Genomic DNA, 19,929 nt, shown 5'->3' on the forward strand with positions numbered 1-19,929 from the left:
GTCGTATCAATTCCAGAGTGCCGTTGACAGATGCAAATAGCAATGCTGGATCTCGTTGAAAAACCAGCTGCCCGGTAGCCCATCTTCGATCGTCATCCGTCATGCTTTTCGAATGAGTGGCTACCAATTTAACCGCTTCCAATGTAAGCGATTGGCGCCGGCTATTTCGGTCGCCGGAAGTTGCCGTCATTCGCGGACTGCAAAATAAGTGCGTCTTGGCTCTGCTCTCCGACGGTGTCTTCAAAGGACCGTCAAGATTTAGCCGCTAAATTTCCCGCCCGGTTCCCTCGCCCGCTCGCCGGGAACGGTTCAGTGTTCCGAAGGTGCGGTTGCGGTTATCGCCCGACGCTGGCGCGCTAGGCGAATTTAGCGTCTAGATTTCGCTCCTGAACGAGGACATGTCAAGCTTTGTGACGACGCGGACTGGTGTGAATAACTCGCCGACGAAAAACATGCGGCAGATGAGTACGACGGTGAATACGTGGTAAAGGAGGAGAAATGAGCGGAGATAGGATAGTTGAGCAGAGCGCGGGCGGATGTACAACGCCGTGGAAAACGTACTACGAGCTGTTTGATGACGATGTGTTGCACGTCGAAATACAGGGAGTTGATTTCGAGGTGTTGGTGGTTCGACAGAAGGCTTCGATTCTATTGCGGTTGCCGCGTGAGTTGGCTCGGCAACTCGGGTTCCGCGTGGGGGAGAGGTTTTGGGACGGGAACCCTGACGGTATCGCAGATGGCGCATAGGTCATCTGTCACAAGCGCTGTTGACAAACGAGGGGCAAGACAGAACGTCTATTCGGTTTGGGTCAACGTATTCCCGAACATCAAGAATGTCTTGATGCTTTTGAACAACGTCACTATGTTTTCCTAGAAACGCGGGGGTTTGCATGAAGGATGTGACAGATCGTAGGACGTTTGAGTTGCCGGCGTTCTCGGATCAGACATTGGTAACGCAGCGGGTAGCGACGGAGCTGCGCGAGGGGGGCCTCTTGACCGCCTTTGCGTTGGTTCGCGTTCCAGGCGGATGGGTGGTTCGCTTCTTTGGAACTAAAGATCGAGCGGTGGCGTTGCGAGCGGTTAAGGATGGTGCCGCTCGGGTGTTTAAGTCGTTGGATGCTGCGGCGTCGGCGGTCGAGGTTGTTGGATTTGAAGTGTCGGCGCTTGGGACCTCGGTGTGATGGGTTGGTCAGGTCGCAAAGCGGCACGTTCGACCCGGAAGCCGCGCCCGTTCGAGCTGGACATTAAAGCCATTCTGCGTGAGCGGCCGTTTGAAGCGGTCTTAGCAGCCGGTCAACCGGCGTATGTGTCGGCTCCCGAAGGGATGGACGGAATTTTAAAGGTGTATCCGGACGGTCGACGGGAGCTGGTGACATTTGACCTGCAAGGCGAGCATTTGATAGCGGTTTTGCCGAGCTATAAGGGACCGCGGCGCTATTCCGTCAAGCCCCGTCTCGGAGACCGCCGGACGCGGCGGACGTAGGTTGATGGCCCGAAAGAAATAAGCTCCTCGGTAGAGGGGAGGGGTTGAGAACCCCACCCCTCTACCGAGCGGCGAGCTGGATTAATAGAGGGGTGATCGATGGTGGAGCGGGAAGAGCGTAAGCGCGTTCCTTGATTGCTGCGTCCGTCCAGAAGGCCAATGACGCTGTAGACGACGCCTGTCGTTCATCTCCGCTTCGAATCGGCGTATCGACAAGGAGAAGGACGAGCCCCACAGGAGTGGAGTCTATAGCAACTAACCCCGCCCTCGTACTGTCAACGTAGAGGCGGCGGCACGATTTTTCGCACGGCTTCAATCAACAACATCAAGGCGCGGTTGTTTCGGGGCCTTCGACGCTCATGGCGGTCCCATAAGGCGTTCGAAGCCGTGCCTCGCGGCTTGAGATTGTGCAAGAGGCCTTGAATCTGCGCGCGATGGCATCAACGGCAATGGCGCGTAAGACCGTCAGCTCCCGTTCATTGGCAGTACGGGGGCGCGCGGTTTTTCAATCCCGCAGACGAAAACGACGAGTCTGTGCGGAGCTGTAATCGAAGAGATGTGGCAGTGGACCGTGCGCAAGCGAGGCCGGACATGAACCCGGAACTAGCTGCCGAACTGGCAGAAGATGCGCAACTGAAGACGGCGATACGCGAATTGCGGAAGCTGAGGAAGGACAGCGAACAGCTTAATCGTGCGTGGTCGGAAACCTGGGTGGCTCGTCAAAAGTACGAGCGAGACTACGCATTCATGGTCAAGCAACTCCGGGAACGGGAGGACCGTATCATGGACGAGCTCAGGCCCTATCTCGCAAAGATAGAGGAGCTTGAGAAGCAAGTAAGGAAGCTGGACCGAAAAATTCGAAAGCGACACTGCAACAAAGGTCGTCCGAGCCTGTCAGATTTTTAGTGTGCCGAGGTCATGAGACGATAACGGGAATAACGTCCTATGACCGAAGCAACCGATGGCGAACAATGCGTCGACGCGCACCACGCAACTGTACGACCGACGACACGATTTCGGCACTTGCCCTTCACAGGGCCGAAATCCCGTGTACGAGCGAGTTTGGCTTCGTTTAGATCGATTAGAATCCCGGAAACGGCACCAAAGGCTAACGAAAAAATGGCGATGACTTGGGGATTCACAGTTAGAAGTTTCGACGATATGGCAACGCAAGATTTCCTTCGCGGGATTTTGCGTACAGAGCAATGCGTACCATTTATCGGAACCGGGTTCACTGCAGGGGAAAAGACTCGAGGGGCGACGGTGCCGTTCGGTTCGCAGTGGATGGAAACGATGCGGAGACAAATTCTCGCTGCAGAAACCGAAGATAAGCCTGGCGAAGACGAGATTGGCGAGTATTCGTTTCAGGAATTGTCCGATGCTTATTTCCGTAAGGAAATTGTACCACTTGAAGTAATAAAAGAGACGCTGAACAAGTATTTCACCAAGACTGATATTCTCGACCCCGCAAAAAAAGAATTTCTTAGCATTCCGTGGCCGTATCTTTATACGTTGAACATCGATGACGGACTTGAACGAGCAATCGATGGCGTCAAAGTGCTACCGAATGTCGCCTTTGCGCGTCATGAGACGCGACGATTTGTTTACAAACTACATGGAGATGCAGACGACGCATTGACGGCGCATAATCGCGAAGATTTAAAAGTGATATTCGGCAAAGCCGACTACATCAAAAGTTTAAAAACAAATCACCATCTTCTCAATGATTTGGCAACGGATTTTTCTGAGAAGCACATTCTTTTTATTGGGTGCAGCCTTACGGACGAAATTGATATCGCATTTTCGCTCGTCGATGGAAACTCTGAAAAAACTGGGGCTAAAAATGCCCGCCTTTACGTCACATCAAAACCGCCCACCACCTTCAAAGAAAAGACCAAGCTTCAGGATTATGGCATAACTGACGTTATAGTTTGCGATTATAGTATTTTCTATGGATTTGCGGCGAAAGTTATAGGCTCACTCAGTAACGGGGGCTCGGTTGTAAGCAAGTTTCTATTTGATGGCGAACTCATCGAGCGCTCCAATCAAACGTTGATGCGCTATCTGGTTCAACAGGGCTGGAAGCATTCAGACGATCCATACGACGTTTCGATTCGCAGATTCGTCGAGAAATCCGTCAAGCAGAAACTGGAAAAGGACCCTCTCGTGGTTGTTTGGGGGCGTCGTTTTTCTGGGAAAACCACATTGCTATATCGCGCCCTGCACGAAAACACGACAAGAAGGCGCTTCTTCCTGTCGTCGTCGGTTTCCGTCGATGATCAGCTAATGAATGCGATTTTACGTTTGCAAGACGCGATAGTGGCAATTGACACCGAAGCTGTTCGTTACGAACACCTACGGTTACTGCTTCGCAGCGCTGACCGTCTAAGAGAGAACAATACAACGGTTTTGGTGGCGGTCGCGAAAAGTGACCTCAATGCATTTGGGCTGGATTTCGTGGATGAGGCTGTGCAATTGTCTGCGCAATTTTTTAAAATTGAGGCGGGCGAAATCGACAAATTAACTAGTCCGCTCGGGTTTCAGCGCTGGAAAATGAAGGATCGTATCCTCGACAACATTTTCTCCATCTCGGCGTCTCCAATTCTTGAGACGATCTTGAAGGGCGAGTCCAGTCTGCGTACTCGAGTGAATGAAAGCTGCGTAAAATGGAAAGAAAATAAGAAAAGCAGGCTTGAGTTTGCAGTTCTGTTTTACCTGGCCATTCGGCAGCGTATGTTCTCCAAGACCTATCGGGCGATCGCAACGGATTATGGTCTGAATTACATTGCCGATTCGCATCTTGAAGGATTCGCCAAACAATGGACGCCGTTTTTGGAGTTTGAAGAGGCCGATGCGATATCTCGGCGTGAAGAAAATTCGCATTGGGTTTTAATTTGCAATTCGTATGCTTGGATACAATACGCAATTCGCAATATTTCCGAATCAGTAGGGGTCGAAGAATCTGCATCGACCATCGTTGATCTATTTTCCAGTGCAAAAAAAATTGACAGCGAGGCGTTTCAGCTGATTCTGTTCGACAATTTGAATTCGATATATGAGCAGAATGTAGCGCACAAGGCGGATTGGAGGAATAGGGTAATTAAACTTGTTTATGAAAAACTCGCATCCGTAATATCGCAGGAACCTGATTATTGGCTGCAGCGAGCGAAAAGCGTTTATTATATTTCCAATGATGAAATCGAACTACGGGCCGCGGTAGAATTTTGCGAGAAAGGAATTATAGAGCGCGACAGGAAAGCGTCCATCAATGCAAATCTGACGAAGGCAAATCTATTGGGCAAGCTTTGTCAAATCACAAATTTTGTAAGCGATGAGGATTTGAGGAAAGCTATCTCTACTTATGCTGAAGCCCTAGCGTCGCGCAATGAGAATCCTCGCTATATTGATGGCCTTCTGAAAAGGAATCGATACGGGAAAGGGTATATACGAGGCGTCTGCACGGCAGCTCAAGGCCGTCTAGCACTTTTGCCGATTCGACACGATTTAAATTTCGTCGAAGCGTATCTTTCCAACGGAGGATAATTGGCCCGCTGGCGACCCCAATAGCTCTAAGGGTCAAAGCTTCGAACGACTCCCGCATCGCAAACCGGCCTCGTTTTTCTACGAGGTCGAATCGTATGGCAAAGAAAAGAAAGTTCGCTGCGGGCTATGAAAAATCTCGGTCGATGCGGACATCACGCGATAAACATCAATCCGATTGCCGACAATCTAGCCAGTTACGTTGACTGACGGCTCTTGGCCGCTCCTGGGCCGACTGCGCCCGACGGCGGGCGGTCCCAGTCGCTGACGCGTCCATTTCTCCGTTAGATTGACACGCTGTAGAAGGAGGCCCGGCGGCTGGACTGCAGTACACGCGAAGCGCAGCAAGCTAGTGAGCACAAGTCGGAAGGTCCGGCCGAATCGAGCACACGTACGCCTGCAAGCCGTTGAGCTTGTCTAGTTCCTGCTGGTTACAACAGGCACGCCCGAAAGCGCGGGCGTCGAGTACTAGTCAAGAAAGCGGTCGATTCATGGGCGGATTCAAATTCACGCTTCAGAGCGTGAAGATTGCCGGTCTTCGTGTAATGCAGTCCGTCTATCTTTCGACCCTACACCCGCTTGCGTACCTAGCGGATGTCGCGCCTGTACTGTATATATATACAGTTCTGAAATCAGGCGCGCCACGCACGGAATGGATACACAGATGTGTATCCATGTGTTAGTCTCGCGGCATGAAAGACGCCGGTATCCGTATTAGAGTCGAGAAGGGCTTGCGTGAGGCATTTGTGGCGGTGTGCCAAGAACAAGAACGGCGCGCCTCGGACGTGCTGCGCGAGTTCATGCAGGCATATGTCGAGCGCCACCATAAAGGACAAGGCGATTTGTTCGTTGGCCAAGCTAGCAAGCCGACAAGCAGACATAGGACGTGAACCTGCCCGCCAGTTTTGAGCGAGAAAGCGACAGGGACAGCGGCGGCAACCGCTGACCTGTCTGACCACAACCCTACTGACGAGAGTAGAGATATGGCTGATGAGCATGATATGACGTTGGACGCCCCCGGCGGAAAATTTGACGACGCGGGGCCGATGGCCCCGCGCGTACCCAAGACGAAACCATCCGCATCCAAGCGCGCAACTGAAAAAAAAGGGAAAGGCGCGACACCGCTGCGCACCATAGACTTGTTCTGCGGCGCAGGGGGCATTACCGAAGGATTTCGGCAGGCCGGCTACATCAGTCTGTATGGCAATGATGTGATGCCGGAGGCCATAGAAACGTTCAAGCTCAATCATCCCGAGGCCATTGCAGATTGCCGCCCGATCGAAGACGTCGATCCCGTAGAGATCCGCGAGCGCCTTGGCTTGCAGCCTGGAGAACTCGACGTGCTGGTGGGAGGGCCCCCATGCCAAGGGTTTTCGATCAACGCTCCCGAGCGGTTTCTGAATGACCCGCGTAACAAACTTTTCAAGCACTATGAGCGTTTTCTCGAAGAATTCCAGCCAAAAGCGTTCCTTTTCGAGAACGTGCCAGGTTTGCTGTCGCTCGGCGATGGCAAGGTGTTCCGCCAGATCGTGAAGATCTTCACTGGGCTCGGGTACGCTGTAACTGCCAAGATACTTTTCGCGGCCCACTACGGAGTGCCTCAAGAGCGTTGGAGGCTGATCCTGCTTGGCTCCAAGACTGGTGAGGTTGCGCACCCGGCACCCACGCATTACGCCGTGGGCCGCGCTAATTTCCGGGGGGGCAATACGATGACGCTCCAGCTGGACGAGACTGATCGCGAACGCCTGCTTCCGGCGATTACAGTCGGGGCCGCGATCGCCGACCTCCCACGCTTGGCGATGGGCGAAGGCTCAGAGGTGATCGGCTATACGACGGACGCGCACAGCGTCTATGCAGAGCAGATGCGGAATCCGACCGACGTTACGTTCAACCACTTTGCCGCCAAGCTCTCGAAACAAAATGCAGAGCGAATGAAACATGTGAAGCCCGGCGGATCGTGGCGCGATATACCTCATGATCTATTGCCCAAAGGGATGCAGCGTGCCCGCCGCTCAGACCATACCAAGCGTTATGGCCGATTGCACCCGGATCGGCTATCGGGCACAGTGCTGACCAAATGTGATCCTCACTGGGGAACGGTATTTTTGCCGGATCAGGACCGCACCTTGACTGTAAGGGAAGCTGCCCGCTTTCAGTCTTTTCCTGATAGCTATAAGTTCCTTGGCTCGCGCGTGTCCCAATACGAGCAGGTGGGCAATGCAGTGCCGGTATTGATGGCGAAGGCGATAGCGGTCAAACTCCGTAGCCATCTCATCGAGGAAGAGGCGGACCCGAAGACTACCGAGTCCGCTACACACTACATTTAAGTTGATTACCCGGCGACGCTCGAGTCGCCGGATTCTGCCTGCTTCACTTGGTCGGCGTATGGATCATCCTGGTTCAGCAGCGGGTGCACAATTTTTTCGGTGATGCGCGTTTCGAACATAGGCAATGGAACCGGCTTGCCTCCTGTCAGCCCCTCTACCGAACGCTCAAGTGTGGTGTAGCGGACCTCATCGCGTACGATGCGCGTACGCTTTCCGCCTTCCACCTCTTCAAACCGGACGACAAACCAAGCAATGTCCGCGTTGGAGATATCGGGTACGTTGTCCATCTCGCCGATGGAGTCAAAGAACGCACGATCTACTACCACCGCCATCTTCTTACCCCAGCGTCGAAGCGTTGGCACTTTGATTTGAAGTTGCGGCATTAAACGCTTCGGGCCGCTGCTACGGTAGTCGGGGCGGCGGCGCCCAGCGGGAAAGATCGTCCAATCGACGCTTGCGTCGTTGAAAGCCTCAAACTCGCCTCTCATCGCCTCGCCACTAAAATAAACTGCCTGGATTTCTAAGGCGGTCCATTTCATTGGTGCGCCCTTCGCCGTCTTATTGCTAACGAGCACCATATCAATACGGCCCACATCGTCGCCGCCCGCGTTGTCCGTAGTAGCTCCGGCTTCGAGGAAACCGACTTCGCTGACGAGTATCGGGTCTGAGTCGCCCAGAATCACCTCGCCGACCCACTTGAAGACATCAAGCGCTTCATGGAAGCGGTACGGGCAGGTGGCCCGCAGGTCGCCTTGCCGACCGGTGACGGGCACGCCCACGGCACGACCGTTGTGGGGGTGCGCTGCATAAGAATATTGCCGCAACGAACAAACGCCGCCGTCTTTGTTGCAAACAGCGGCGGCCTTGCGCGCCTGAAAAGGACAGAGCTGAGGCGCACGCTGCCTTTTCGGTTTCAGGCATTCCGCGGCGAACTTCTGCCGTTCTTCGGGCGCCAGTTGCGTAAGATTGAAGCCGTACCATTCCCCAATCCCGAATCGCGGAGTTAAATCTCTTGGTTTTCTAGGTGTTTTTGTCATAACTCAAAACTACCACATTGGAAAATTTCCGCCGAGAGGCAATCGAATGGCAATAAGCCGGAGTGAAAACATGCGCCGCATCCGGGGAAAGAACACGCGCCCCGAGCTGGCCGTCCGGAAGCTCCTGCGCGACCTTGGATTTCCGGGCTACCGCCTTCACCGTAAGAATCTGCCCGGAAAGCCCGACGTTGCTTATATAGGGCGGCGCAAGGCCATCCTGATACACGGCTGCTTCTGGCACGGGCACGAATGCAAGGTCGGTTCGCGGACACCACTGTCGAACAGGGATTACTGGTTGCCGAAGATCCAGCGCAACCGGCAACGAGATATTCAACACCTTGCCGACCTGGCACAGCTCAACTGGTCGGTGCTTACTGTTTGGGAATGTCAATTAGCTGATCGCGAAATGCTCGCCAAGCGGCTTACAGCGTTCTTGGCCGACGACCATGCATAAGCTCATACGCACGCAGCTATGCTAGCGTTCGCCCACAGCAACTAGCTGGGCTAAGTAGGCCCATTGAGCCATGTCCGAAACGCAGCCGGGTCAAATGTCGGGCCTTGTGCACTGGGAACCATACTTACACCTCGATCCGCAAGGAACGTGGCGAGCTGAGTTCCGTTTCGCGCAATCACCCCGGCTCGTTCGGCCAGCCTGATCGCGCCGCTCGAAATGGTACCTGTCGTAAAAATCAGCGCCAACAAGGGATTAAAGGGCTTCAATGCCAGCGGTTCGAAAATGTTTATGTCACTAGAGAAAGTGCCGTATCGCGCGAGACTCATTGCCCCGACCATTTCGCGGATCACGCTCGTACTCAGAGATGCGTTAGGGTAATGTTTTGCTTGGCCAGCGAAGCGCAACTCCACGTCGTGAACGAGTTTAAAGAATGGGCCTGGTATGCTTTGCAGTCTTCCAAGGTTCAAAATTCCAAAGAAATCAATGCCCTGATCGTTCGATCGCCGCGTGACTCGGACTTCCGTTGCGCCCATCTCGGTCAACACCCTTGCGCCAAACTGCTCGAAGTCGTTAGGTGTTATCGCGCGAATCGCCCGATAGAGTGGATCTATGTTTAGGCGGTGCCTTTTGGCTTGAGCGACCTGTGGAGAATCGCTGCCATGTATCCTGCAAGCTCCGGAAACGCTCGGAACCGGGTGCTCTAAAACACTGAGCACACCCGGCGTCCCGGACGATTCTGCATCCGCCTGAAGGCTGGCAATTTTTTTTGCGATGCGCGCTTCCGTCTGTTCGGCTTTTTCTGCGGCTGCGATTGGAGCCATTCCGAAAGATGCCACGAATTCATGCTCAAGCGCTTCCCTGAGGCGACGCGGCGCACCGTCAATACCAATTGTGTCTTCAAGCCGAGCGATGACGTCCGCGTCTTTCAATTGTTCACCGGCAGGATGCGACGCACGCTGTCAACAACAGCAACCAAATCAGTCCACAACTGCTTAGAGCGCTCCGTCGGATTGAGCCACGTTTCGATGCTTGGTTGGCGCAGGGCCGCAACCGCTACTCCGAGCGAATGCTCCAAGATTCCAGTTTCATCAGGGAGGGATTCATCGTCGGCCGCCCTTACAGCATCCTCAAAGGACCGCTCGGGGTCGAGAAGGATTCTAAGCGGTACCGGCTTGTCGACGATTTCTTTCAACTGACGTACTTGGCGAGTAGCGTTATTTAGCTTCGGAGGCAGCATTTCGCCGTCGACATTCCTTGGGCTGAGCAGTTCGTAGAAGCTACGACGAGCATCCGCATTTTCCGCGCGATACGTCGTATCCGAAAAATTAAGCCATTCTCGTACCTTCGGCTGAGAAACAGCTTCGTGAAAGAACGTATAGAGCCTAGGCGTAGCGAACTCGCCGAACTCATCGTCTTCTTCCATCTGCTGAAGAGCCTTTGATGCCCGGTACCTCCGTGCAACTTCCCGCGACGAGATACCGATCTGCTGTGCGACGGCCCCGAACGACTCCTCATTGCGCTCGTAAAGCTCGACTACGAGTTTGGCCTGTTGATATGGCCCCCATTCCCGTATGCCTGCAATGTGGCGGATCGCCATCAAGGTCTGCTGATAATTGTTTCTCTCTTCCGGCGTCCCGATAAGTTCGATCACCGGCAGGTTAGAAATCGAATCCAGCACAGGTTGCGGAAGATCCACCGATCCGGCGTGTTGTTCCCTGAGCAAACCTTTCACGGCCGCAGTTCTTCTATTGCCCTCGACCACAAGGTAGCTGACTACCCCGTCAACGTCGTCGAACTTCTCAACTACGATCTGTTCGATAGGCACGTAGCCATTGCTTCGAATGGAATCCTTCAAAGCGTTCAGCTCGAATGCTTCCGTTCTTTGCAACAATTGCAGTGCGCGCTCTTGTACGCCCGCTTCCGCATATCTAGCTCTGGTGGGAACCGATCGATATTCTGGCAAATCGTGAAACCGGTAGTTGTTCGGGTCCAGCAGTAGCTGGTCTGGATTTACGGTCAGTTGAACGGTCTGCATTTCGGGCCGGAAGAAAGTTTGTACGCGGTCGAGATCATACGCCGACTTTCCACGCGAATTCGACTTTGCAGTTTTCGCGCCTTGTTGACAGTGTTTCAGCTTGCGCTTGGTGGATGAATCCCCAAGCAGGTCGTGGCTGTTCGCTTGCCGCATACGCCGCCGGCCGTATGGGCGGTCCATGGACGGCTATGGCGCTGCACCGGAAACTCCTCGAATGGTCCATTCGACCGCACTGCACGCCCCTTTAGCATTACGACAGTCTCTTTGCTAGATCCTCGGCTCGTGGATGGTAGTAACGCATCAACATGCGCGGATCCTTGTGGCCCGTTATCTTTGTTAGTTCATGCATGGGGAAGATAGACGCCAGGCGCGAAGTCGCCTCATGTCGCAAATCATGAAAGCGAAGATCTGTCAGATACTTCCCATCGGGTCGTCGGCGGGCTTCTCTGCATTCGTCGAGGTAGCGTTCGCGCGCACGCGCTACAGCACGCTCAAAAGCCCTCGTAACTGCGTCGCTGCGAATATCGAAGACTCGCCGTTTTTCGTCACCTACGCCCGCAGTAGTGGGGGCAGCTTTGGGGGCATCCTCGGTTTCGGCGCAATTGTCCTTCAGCGCTTGAAGGACGGAGATAGCTCGAGGCGACAACGGCACGTCGCGGGCGTCTCCGTTCTTCGTGGCTGGCAGGTGCGCGACTCGGCGCTTGAGATCCACATGTTCCCATCGCAGCGAAACGATTTCTCCCCGGCGCATAGCCGTTTCAACGGCCAGCCAAATGATAGCGGGCAGTAGAGCGGAGTTGCTGGCCGTGACAACCCGTTCGAGCTCGCCATCCTGCGCGCCCCGCAGTGACTCAGGATCGTCGGCGTCTGGAACTCCTGCCGCTGGCTCGCTGAGGGCGATGCGCCGCGTCCGGGCGTTATTCGGCTGGGGTTTCCGAATTAGCTCGACTGGATTTGAAAGGCTTTCCATGCCCCATTCCTTGCGGGCAACGTTGAACACATGTGAAAGAACAGCCAAGCGTCGCAGTACCGTGGCCGGTTTATAGTCTTTCAGCCATTCGTCTCGAAGTTTCGCAATGTCGGCGCTCCGGATTGTAGCCAACGGCCGCTTCGCCAAGTCAGCGGCTTGGCAAACCTTTAAAACGGAAGCTTCTTGTGCGGCCCCCTTCTTCGTGAGTGAGATTTCTTCTTCGTAGCGTTTCAGCGCTTCGTAGAGCGTTGTTGCCTCGGCCTCGTTGCGGCTGACCCATATCCCACGCGACATTTCCGATTCGATCATGCTGGCCCAGGCTTCCGCCTCGGCCTTGGTAGTAAAGGTCTTGCTTTGCGCGGGGTAGCCGCGCCTGCGAACCTGCGCCTCCCATTGGTACTGCCCACGCTTCCGGATGGTCGGCATTTCTCGGCGCTCGGTTGGAGTGGAGTGTGGCGATATTGTGGCAAATAATCGAAAAATACGCTACGAGCCCCAGCGACATTAGGGTGGTTTTTACATTCGCAATGCGAAGGTCGGGAGTTCGATCCTCCTCCTCCCACCACGAATCAAAAGGGCTTGGCTTCGCGCCAGGCCCTTTCCATTTGCGGCCTCCCATCATCGCGCGAGGGCAACATGCACTTCACCATCCGCGAAATCGATCACGTCGTGATCCGCTGCATCGATCTCGACAACATGATCCGCTTTTACCAATCCGCCCTTCATTGCCCCATCGAGAAAGAGCAGCGCGATATCGGCCTCGTGCAGATGCGCGCCGGCCGTTCGCTCATCGACCTACTCGCTGAAGGCGCATCGATCGATCGCCCTGAAAACGGCCAGCCCGGCGCCGGCCGCAACATGGATCACTTGTGCCTGCGCGTCGAGCCGTTCGACGCCAACGCCCTGCGCACTCACTTCGAGCAACACGGCGCGCTCATAGGCGAACAAGCGCGACGCTATGGCGCCGAAGGCTTCGGCCCGTCGCTCTACGTGTTCGATCCCGAAGGCAATATGATCGAGCTAAAAGGACCGCCCGAAGCCTGACTTCACGCTTCCGGCGCCTTCAGCACGTTCCAGCGGATAGCAACCGGATCGACCGTCGCGCTTCCCAACGATGCCTCTCCGTCCTGCACCATGAGTTGGAGCCGCATCGTCCGTTCGGCCAACTTGCCAAGCGCGTCAGCGACGCCATCCGCGAGCGACCACACCGTCACGTTGCGCAGGCGCTCAACCTTGCCCTTCACGCCTTGCCACCAGATATCCGCGGTCTTGCCCGCATAGGCGATGATCACCACGCGATCCGAGCGCCCGCTGGCCTTCGCGATGCGCCTTTCGTCCGGTTGACCGGCTTCGATCCACAACTGAATCTGGCCCGTGAGATCCTTTTGCCAGAGATCGGGCTCGTCGGTATCGGAGAGGCCCTTGCAGAATTCGAGCCGCTCGCTGGCGAACAGGCCGAACGCCGCGACACGCACCATCATGCGTTCGTCAGTCTCGGACGGATGACGCGCGATGGTCAGGGAATGATCGCCGTAATAGTGGCGATCCATGTCGGCGATCTGAAGATCGGCCTTATAGATAGTCGATTTGAGAGCCATGCAGCAGTGACGCCAATGCTTTCGCCCGGCGAATGAGTTGAGTGGGAGCGGCACGGCGGAGCGAGGCACCGCACATCGGACGCAAGCGAGTCCGACATTGTGCGGCGAAACGATGCGGAAATGGAAGCCCGAGCGACCGGCATCGGGCGCGACGCGACGGCCGGCGAGGTTCGAGATCGCCGGCTAATCGGTGATTGAATTAGAACCGCTTATTGATCGATGAATCGATCCGCGGTCCACATGCCTTGAGTATCGTTATTCGCGGCATTGACGAATTCAACGTCATGGCCGACGACGCGTAAAACCCGGAAATGCGAATTAACCGGAGTCGATATGCACTCGTAGCCTTCGAAGAACTGCTGCATCTGTTGATGTTCGCCGGCTCTCGCGTGCTTGTCGGCTGAATCGAATTTGTCTTTGGACAGGCAGCCATATGAATCGGGCCGGAATTTGAACGTCTGTTGAGCCTGAACCACGCTGTCCTGGGCTTGCACAGTGGAAACGACAGCAAACAAGCCCATCGCGACGAAGAGAGCATTGGCGCATTTCTTCATGTACTCGGCCTCCAAACGAAACCATTCGACATTAGCTACGTATTTAAAAGCGGCAAAGCCGCAAAAACGATGCTAGACGAGAGCGAGAAACTTGCAAGCACATGTTGTGTGCGAGCGCAACACGGCGGAATGTCGCATGTCTTATTCGGTTGTTCGCTGCTGGGACTTCGAATGACCGAATGCCGTTAAGGCTGGGGTCCCGAAACAAACTGACTTCGAATGACTGCTTTCTGTGGCGTTTTTCCCTGCAGGCGGTTTTGTGCGCCGCACTTAACTTAACCGCTTGAGCGCAACGACTCAGCTAACCGAGCGCCCGCACGCGCGCAAGCTAGCCGAACGGCCTATTGCCATGAGCCGCCGTTCGTGGATAAATCGACTCTGCTAGCAGGAGACCTCAGGAGAAAACATGACTTTCGCTCAATGGCTGCCGTTCGCCATCGCATCGGCGATTCTGGTGGCGATTCCCGGACCGACCGTACTGCTCGTCGTGTCGTACGCGCTCGGTCACGGCCGCAAATACGCGCTCGCGACGACGATCGGCGTCGCGCTCGGCGATCTCACCGCGATGACCGCGTCGATGCTCGGGCTCGGCGTGCTGCTCGCGGCATCGGCTGAGTTGTTCACGGCCGTCAAATGGATCGGCGCGGCGTATCTGATCTATCTTGGCTTCAAGCTGTGGCGTGCACCGGCCGTCGATCCGGATGCGGTCACGACCGGCAACGACCTGCACACCGGGCGCATCATGGCGCACGCCTATGCCGTGACCACGCTCAACCCGAAGAGCATCATCTTCTTCGTCGCGTTCGTGCCGCAATTCATCGATCCGCATGCGGCCAGCGTCTCGCAAATCGCCATCTTCGAGGCGACGTTCGTCGGTCTCGCCGCCGCCAACGCACTGGGTTACGCGCTTCTCGCATCGGGCGCGCGCCGCGCCATCCGCAAGCCGTCCGTCCAGCGCGCGGTCAACCGGACCGGCGGCGCCTTGCTGATGGGCGCGGGCGTCTTCGCAGCCGCATGGAAGAAAGCCGCATGAATCAAGTCGACGACTGGGCCGCGAGCGCCCGGCAACTTTACTTCGCCCTGCTCGGCGACTGGAATCGCAAGGACGCCGCAAGCATGGCCGCGCGCTTCACGGAGCGCGGCAGCTTGATCGGCTTCGATGGCAGCACAATCGATGGGCGCGCGTGCATCGAGGCGCATCTCGCGCCGATCTTCGCCGCGCATCCGACGCCGGTCTTCGTCGCGAAAGTGCGTGAGGTGAGGCGTCTGGCTGCGGGCCAGACGCTGCTGCTGCGCGCCGTCGCCGGAATGTGGCCGCGTGGGGCAACCTCGCTCGATAACCGGTTGAACGCAGTGCAGACGCTCGTGCTGTCACTTTGCGACGGCGCGTATCGCATCGAAATGTTCCAGAACACGCCGGCCGCTTTCCACGGACGGCCGGATGAGGTCGAGAAGCTCAGCGCGGAACTGCGCGCGCTTGGGAAGCCCGAAGGCGCGTAATCATTTGCCGATGCAGAACCGGCTGAAAATAACGCCCAGCAGATCGTCCGATGTGAATTCGCCGGTGATCGCGTTGAGGCTGTCTTGCGCGAGACGCAGTTCTTCGGCGAAAAGGTCCAATACCTGCGACTGCTGATTCGCGTGGCCGGCAGCGAGTGCGAGGTGATCGCGCGCCTCCCGCAGTGCGATCAAGTGGCGTTCGCGCGCAAGGTAGACGCTTTCGGCGCCCGCTTGCCAGCCCGCGATCTTCAGCAACTCGCCTCGCAACGGCGCGATGCCGTCACCGGTCTTCGCCGACAGGTTGACTTCGCGAGCGTGGTCCTCGCTCTCGCGTACGCCGGCGGGTGTGCCTTCGAGGTCCGTCTTGTTCCACACGCGCACGACCGGCACGCCTTGCGGAAATCGCGCGGCGATCACCTTGTCTTCGGGCGTGATCGCGGCGCGCGCATCGAGCAGATGAAGCACGACGTCGGCGCGTTCGATTTCTCCCCACGTCCGCTCGATGCCGATACGCTCCACTTCGTCCTCGGTCTCGCGCAATCCGGCCGTATCGATGATATGCAGCGGAATGCCTTCGACCTGGATGGTCTGCGCGACCTTATCGCGCGTCGTGCCCGCGATCGGCGTGACGATGGCCAGTTCCGCGCCCGCGAGCGCATTTAAAAGCGAAGATTTGCCGACGTTCGGCTGTCCCGCGAGCACCACCGACATGCCTTCGCGCAACAGCGCGCCCTGCCGTGCCTCGCTCAGCACGACGTCTAGCCGCTGCCGGATGTGGGCGAGCTTGCCGCGAGCGTCGGCGGCTTCCAGGAAGTCGATTTCCTCTTCGGGGAAGTCGAGCGTGGCTTCGACCAGCATCCGCAGTGTGATGACGTCCTCCACGAGCGCGTGTATCTCGCGCGAGAACGCGCCTTCGAGCGAGCGGCCGGCCGAGCGCGCAGCCGCTTCGGTGCTCGCTTCGATCAGATCGGCGACGGCTTCGGCCTGCGCCAGATCGAGCTTGTCGTTCAGGAAAGCGCGGCGGGTGAACTCGCCCGGCTCGGCGAGCCGAAGTCCGAAGCCGCGGCCCGCTTCGATCGCGCGCTGCAGCACGAGTTGCAACACGATCGGACCGCCGTGGCCCTGCAACTCCAGCACGTGCTCGCCGGTGTAGGAGTGCGGCGCCGGAAAGTACAGCGCAATGCCGCGATCGAGCGCTTCTCCGTTTCCGTCGATGAACGGCACATAGCTGGCGTGGCGCGGCGCGAGTGCCTGTCCGCATAGCGCGAGCATCGCCTGCTGGGCGGCAGCTTCTCCCGCCCGCCCGAACGACAGCCGCACGACGCCGATCCCTCCTCGCCCCGGTGCGGTGGCGATTGCGACGATGGGGTCGGTGTCGTTGCTCAACATAGTGGCTTGCCGGACGTGATGGTGGACTGCCGGCATTGTATCGCGCGGGTTCGCCCTCCTCGTCTTAGGACGATTCTTGCATTATCTTAAACGAGATACGTGTTTGGTTCGGAATGGAGCGAACTGAGTGGTGCGAGGGAAGCTGAGCGTTTTGCCCTACGCGGGCTACAGCCCGCTTATGCCTGCTTCTAGGCAACTTTCGCCGGAGCGTGCACAAGATAAAAACAGTCCGAGCTTCGCCATATATCGCCCGCATGGTTGACTACATGGCAGCGATTGCCTTGCACAATCGAAAGCATGCCTACACCACAAGAAAAAGCCGATTTCTCGGAACGACTCAAGTTCTCGATGGCTCGCTCACCCGAGAGAATGCGCGGCGCCACTGATCTCTCCAACAAGTTCAATTTGCGCTTTCAGGGCGACCCGGTTTCGCCGCAGACCGCGCATAAGTGGCTTACCGGACGTTCGATTCCCACCGTCGACAAGTTGCAGACGCTCGCAGATTGGCTGAAAGTCGACCTGCACTGGCTGCACTACGGCCCGCCGCCGAGCGGCAGCACGCAAACGACGCCGAAGCCGCTTGCACGCGACGAGAAATATCCGGCATCGGAGGAGACGCTGGAACTGGCGTCGAAGATCGAGGCGCTATCGCCGCATCATCGGTATCTGCTCGAGGAACTCATCGACCAGTTTTATGGGGCGATGAAGCGGTAGGCATCTACGCGCGATAATTTTCGTCAAATTGCGATAAAAATGCGACTCGCTTGGTTCCCGTCAGGGCCAAGCGGGTCGCGGGAGAGCGGCCTACCGCCACGTCTTTGAGCCGAACGGCCTTTCGGCACGCCAAACAGTGTTTGTCCGCAAAAGCCGGGTTGAGACGCAACCTTGAGTCCATGAAGAAAACGACAGTCAAACATCCAAAGTTCAAGGCACGCTTGGGGCAGGCGTTGACGGCAATCAGCCCGAATATGGAAAAGCTACGTCGCTTCCAGAAAGACGGGTTCGATCCGAAAAGCGGTACGCAAGTGTCCGATGCTATCTTCGACACGTTCCGCATCAAACTTCATCCTGCCACGGTACAGCGGTGGATCAATGGGCAAGGCTATCCGTCGGAAGACACTTGGCCGCTCCTTACTGCATTCGTGGGCCGGTCTCGCGAACAGCTGATAGGAGAAGAGCCGCTTGTAAATCGGATGCTGAGACCGGAGGCCGCAGAGCCTGGCCGCCGGTATGGCGAAATATCACCGTCGGAACGGCTGCTCGAATTGCTCGACGAAGCAAGACGAATCGTCAAAACCGGTCTCTGACCCGCAGACGCAAAAACGCCCGGCCAGGCCGGGCGTTTTCACGTTCGAATCAAAGCAGAATCAGGCTGCCTTTTTCTTGCGCTGACCCATCATCCGCGTGATGTAGTACTGCTGCGCGATCGACAGCACGTTGTTCACCACGTAGTACAGCACGAGACCCGCCGGGAAGAAGAAGAACATGACCGAGAAGGCGATCGGCATGAACATCATCATCTTGGCCTGGACGGGGTCCGGCGGCGTCGGGTTCAGCTTCGTCTGCAGGAACATCGAGACGGCCATCAGCACCGGCAAGATGAAATACGGGTCTTGCTGCGACAGATCGTGAATCCAGCCGATCCACGGCGCGCCGCGCATTTCCACCGACGACAGCAGCACCCAGTACAGCGAAATGAACACCGGAATCTGCACGACCACCGGCAGGCAGCCGCCGAACGGATTCACCTTCTCCGTCTTGTACAGCTCCATCAGTTGCGCATTCATCTTCTGCGGATCGCTCTTGAAGCGTTCGCGAATCTGCTGCATGCGCGGCGTGATTTCCTTCATGCGCGCCATCGACTTGTAGCTCGCCGCCGACAGCGGGAAGAACACCGCCTTGATCAGCACCGTCAGCAGCACGATCGCCCAGCCCCAGTTGCCGACGTAGCTGTGAATCTTCTCCAGCAGCCAGAACAGCGGCTTGGCGATGATCGTCACCATGCCGTAGTCCTTCACCAGCTCCAGTCCCGGCGCGATGCCTTCCAGCATGCGCTCTTCCTCCGGACCGGCGAAGAGGCGGGCATCGACGTTCACGCTCTGTCCCGGCGCGATCGTCGGCACCGGCTGCTGCACGCCGACGCGGTACAGCACCGGATCGATCTTCTGCACGTAAATGTCGCGCTGCGCGCCTTCCTTCGGAATCCACGCGGACGCGAAGTAATGCTGCACCATCGCGATCCAGCCATTGTTCGCGGACGGCACGAAGTCGGCCTTGTTCTTGTCGATGTCGGAGAAATCGATCTTCTGGAAGTGCTTCGCTTCCGTATAGACCGCCGGCCCGATGAACGTGTGCGAGAAGCGCGGCGTTTCCACCGGCGTGTTGTCGCGCACCAGTTCCATGTACAGCTTCGGCGTGACCGGCGTGCTGCCGACGTTCTCGATCTTCGTATCGACGTTGATCACATAGCTTCCGCGCGTGAACGTGTAGGTCTTCACGACCTTCACGCCACCCTTCACCGGCGATTCAAACGCGAGCGTCAGCGTCTTGGCGTCGCCCGACAGCGAGGTCTGGCCGGGCACCGGCGTGAAGACATCGTTGTGATTCGGGAAGTCGCCGCCGAGCAGGCCCGTGCGCGCGAGATACGTGTGGTTCGGCGTGTGATCGAACAGCGTGATGTAGAGGTCGGGCTGCTTGCCGTCGCCTTCCTTCAGGAGCGACAGCTTCGACAGCGTGCCGCCGCGCGTGTCGATCTCACCCGAGTACACGTCGGTCGTGAACTTGACCAGTTGCGAAGCCGCCGTGGCGGGCGGCGTTGCCGCGCCAGGCGCGGCGCCGGCCGGCGCGTTGGGCAGTTCGGACGGCTGCGTGCCCGGCGTGGCCGAGCCCGGTGCCGGATTGCTGGCGGTCTTGGCCGGCTGCGTCGCGCTCGGGAAGAACATCGACGGGCGCCCGTGGTCGCGCTGCCAGTTGTCGAACAGCATGACAACTGACACGAAGAAGATGACCCATAGGACGGTGCGTTTGATATCCATGCGTTGT

At 57.0% G+C, this 19,929-nt stretch carries 18 protein-coding genes; 9 read left to right on the forward strand and 9 right to left on the reverse strand.

From position 1 onward, the window contains the following. The coding region (locus BG57_RS33565) for a hypothetical protein (protein WP_206539423.1) at positions 1-190 on the reverse strand (190 nt) is incomplete at its 3' end. A 1,884-nt stretch (positions 191-2,074) separates the two neighbouring features. On the opposite strand from BG57_RS33565, the gene BG57_RS07730 reads away from it, so the two are divergent. The 3 genes from BG57_RS07730 (at position 2,075) to BG57_RS07745 (ending at position 7,350) form a co-directional block, all read left to right on the forward strand. Further along, positions 2,075-2,389 (forward strand): hypothetical protein, encoded by a 315-nt coding sequence (locus BG57_RS07730; protein ID WP_052005676.1) that lies wholly within the window; start codon positions 2,075-2,077, stop codon positions 2,387-2,389. Positions 2,390-2,428: 39 nt separating this feature from the next. Beyond that, on the forward strand, positions 2,429-5,026 hold the full coding sequence (locus BG57_RS07735; protein WP_081850852.1) for an SIR2 family protein: 2,598 nt from the start codon (positions 2,429-2,431) through the stop codon (positions 5,024-5,026). Between the two features lie 980 nt (positions 5,027-6,006). Next, complete coding sequence (locus tag BG57_RS07745; protein ID WP_206539424.1) at positions 6,007-7,350, forward strand: DNA cytosine methyltransferase; 1,344 nt, start codon at positions 6,007-6,009, stop codon at positions 7,348-7,350. 5 nt (positions 7,351-7,355) lie between these two features. Here BG57_RS07745 and BG57_RS07750 read toward each other — a convergent pair whose 3' ends face one another. Beyond that, the gene (locus tag BG57_RS07750; RefSeq protein ID WP_075583100.1) at positions 7,356-8,387 is read right to left on the reverse strand and encodes a NotI family restriction endonuclease; all 1,032 of its coding nucleotides are present in this window, start codon (positions 8,385-8,387) and stop codon (positions 7,356-7,358) included. A 46-nt stretch (positions 8,388-8,433) separates the two neighbouring features. Between BG57_RS07750 and BG57_RS07755 the strand changes: the two genes are divergently transcribed. Further along, positions 8,434-8,841, forward strand: coding sequence for a very short patch repair endonuclease (locus BG57_RS07755; RefSeq protein ID WP_035961983.1), 408 nt, complete (start codon positions 8,434-8,436; stop codon positions 8,839-8,841). 50 nt (positions 8,842-8,891) lie between these two features. On the opposite strand, the gene BG57_RS07760 is transcribed toward BG57_RS07755, so the two are convergent. The 3 genes from BG57_RS07760 to BG57_RS07770 form a co-directional block, all read right to left on the reverse strand. Then, positions 8,892-9,770 (reverse strand): restriction endonuclease, encoded by an 879-nt coding sequence (locus BG57_RS07760; protein WP_035961985.1) that lies wholly within the window; start codon positions 9,768-9,770, stop codon positions 8,892-8,894. After that, positions 9,767-11,056, reverse strand: a complete 1,290-nt coding sequence (locus tag BG57_RS07765; RefSeq protein WP_035961986.1) for a hypothetical protein — start codon at positions 11,054-11,056, stop codon at positions 9,767-9,769. Before BG57_RS07765 ends, BG57_RS07760 begins: the two co-directional genes overlap by 4 nt. Before the next feature lie 70 nt (positions 11,057-11,126). Then, positions 11,127-12,272 carry a site-specific integrase gene (locus tag BG57_RS07770; RefSeq protein ID WP_035961988.1) on the reverse strand — a complete coding sequence of 382 codons (1,146 nt, stop codon included), beginning with the start codon at positions 12,270-12,272 and terminating at the stop codon, positions 11,127-11,129. Positions 12,273-12,482: 210 nt separating this feature from the next. Between BG57_RS07770 and BG57_RS07775 the strand changes: the two genes are divergently transcribed. Then, positions 12,483-12,890 carry a VOC family protein gene (locus BG57_RS07775; RefSeq protein WP_035961990.1) on the forward strand — a complete coding sequence of 136 codons (408 nt, stop codon included), beginning with the start codon at positions 12,483-12,485 and terminating at the stop codon, positions 12,888-12,890. 2 nt (positions 12,891-12,892) lie between these two features. On the opposite strand, the gene BG57_RS07780 is transcribed toward BG57_RS07775, so the two are convergent. Both BG57_RS07780 and sap1 read right to left on the reverse strand, forming a co-directional pair. After that, positions 12,893-13,444 (reverse strand): YaeQ family protein, encoded by a 552-nt coding sequence (locus BG57_RS07780; RefSeq protein ID WP_035961994.1) that lies wholly within the window; start codon positions 13,442-13,444, stop codon positions 12,893-12,895. A gap of 209 nt (positions 13,445-13,653) precedes the next feature. Beyond that, a complete protein-coding gene (sap1, locus tag BG57_RS07785) occupies positions 13,654-13,998 on the reverse strand; it encodes a surface attachment protein Sap1 (RefSeq protein ID WP_035962393.1) in 345 nt (114 codons plus the stop codon). A gap of 406 nt (positions 13,999-14,404) precedes the next feature. Between sap1 and BG57_RS07790 the strand changes: the two genes are divergently transcribed. Next, positions 14,405-15,031, forward strand: a complete 627-nt coding sequence (locus BG57_RS07790) for a LysE family translocator (protein ID WP_035961996.1) — start codon at positions 14,405-14,407, stop codon at positions 15,029-15,031. Then, positions 15,028-15,498, forward strand: coding sequence for an SgcJ/EcaC family oxidoreductase (locus BG57_RS07795; protein WP_052005677.1), 471 nt, complete (start codon positions 15,028-15,030; stop codon positions 15,496-15,498). The genes BG57_RS07790 and BG57_RS07795 overlap by 4 nt, the downstream gene beginning before the upstream one ends. Here BG57_RS07795 and mnmE read toward each other — a convergent pair whose 3' ends face one another. Further along, on the reverse strand, positions 15,499-16,887 hold the full coding sequence (gene mnmE / locus BG57_RS07800) for a tRNA uridine-5-carboxymethylaminomethyl(34) synthesis GTPase MnmE (protein ID WP_035962000.1): 1,389 nt from the start codon (positions 16,885-16,887) through the stop codon (positions 15,499-15,501). It abuts the gene before it with no gap. 297 nt (positions 16,888-17,184) lie between these two features. Here mnmE and BG57_RS07805 point away from each other — a divergent pair, with 297 nt between their 5' ends. Both BG57_RS07805 and BG57_RS07810 read left to right on the forward strand, forming a co-directional pair. Then, positions 17,185-17,601, forward strand: a complete 417-nt coding sequence (locus tag BG57_RS07805; protein ID WP_035962002.1) for a helix-turn-helix domain-containing protein — start codon at positions 17,185-17,187, stop codon at positions 17,599-17,601. Positions 17,602-17,780: 179 nt separating this feature from the next. Further along, positions 17,781-18,194 (forward strand): hypothetical protein, encoded by a 414-nt coding sequence (locus tag BG57_RS07810; protein WP_152562540.1) that lies wholly within the window; start codon positions 17,781-17,783, stop codon positions 18,192-18,194. Positions 18,195-18,254: 60 nt separating this feature from the next. Here the strand turns inward: BG57_RS07810 and yidC are convergent, their stop codons facing one another. Then, a complete protein-coding gene (gene yidC / locus BG57_RS07815) occupies positions 18,255-19,922 on the reverse strand; it encodes a membrane protein insertase YidC (protein ID WP_035962006.1) in 1,668 nt (555 codons plus the stop codon). Positions 19,923-19,929: the final 7 nt, after the last annotated feature.

The organism is Caballeronia grimmiae, from assembly GCF_000698555.1.
Classification (GTDB): domain Bacteria; phylum Pseudomonadota; class Gammaproteobacteria; order Burkholderiales; family Burkholderiaceae; genus Caballeronia; species Caballeronia grimmiae.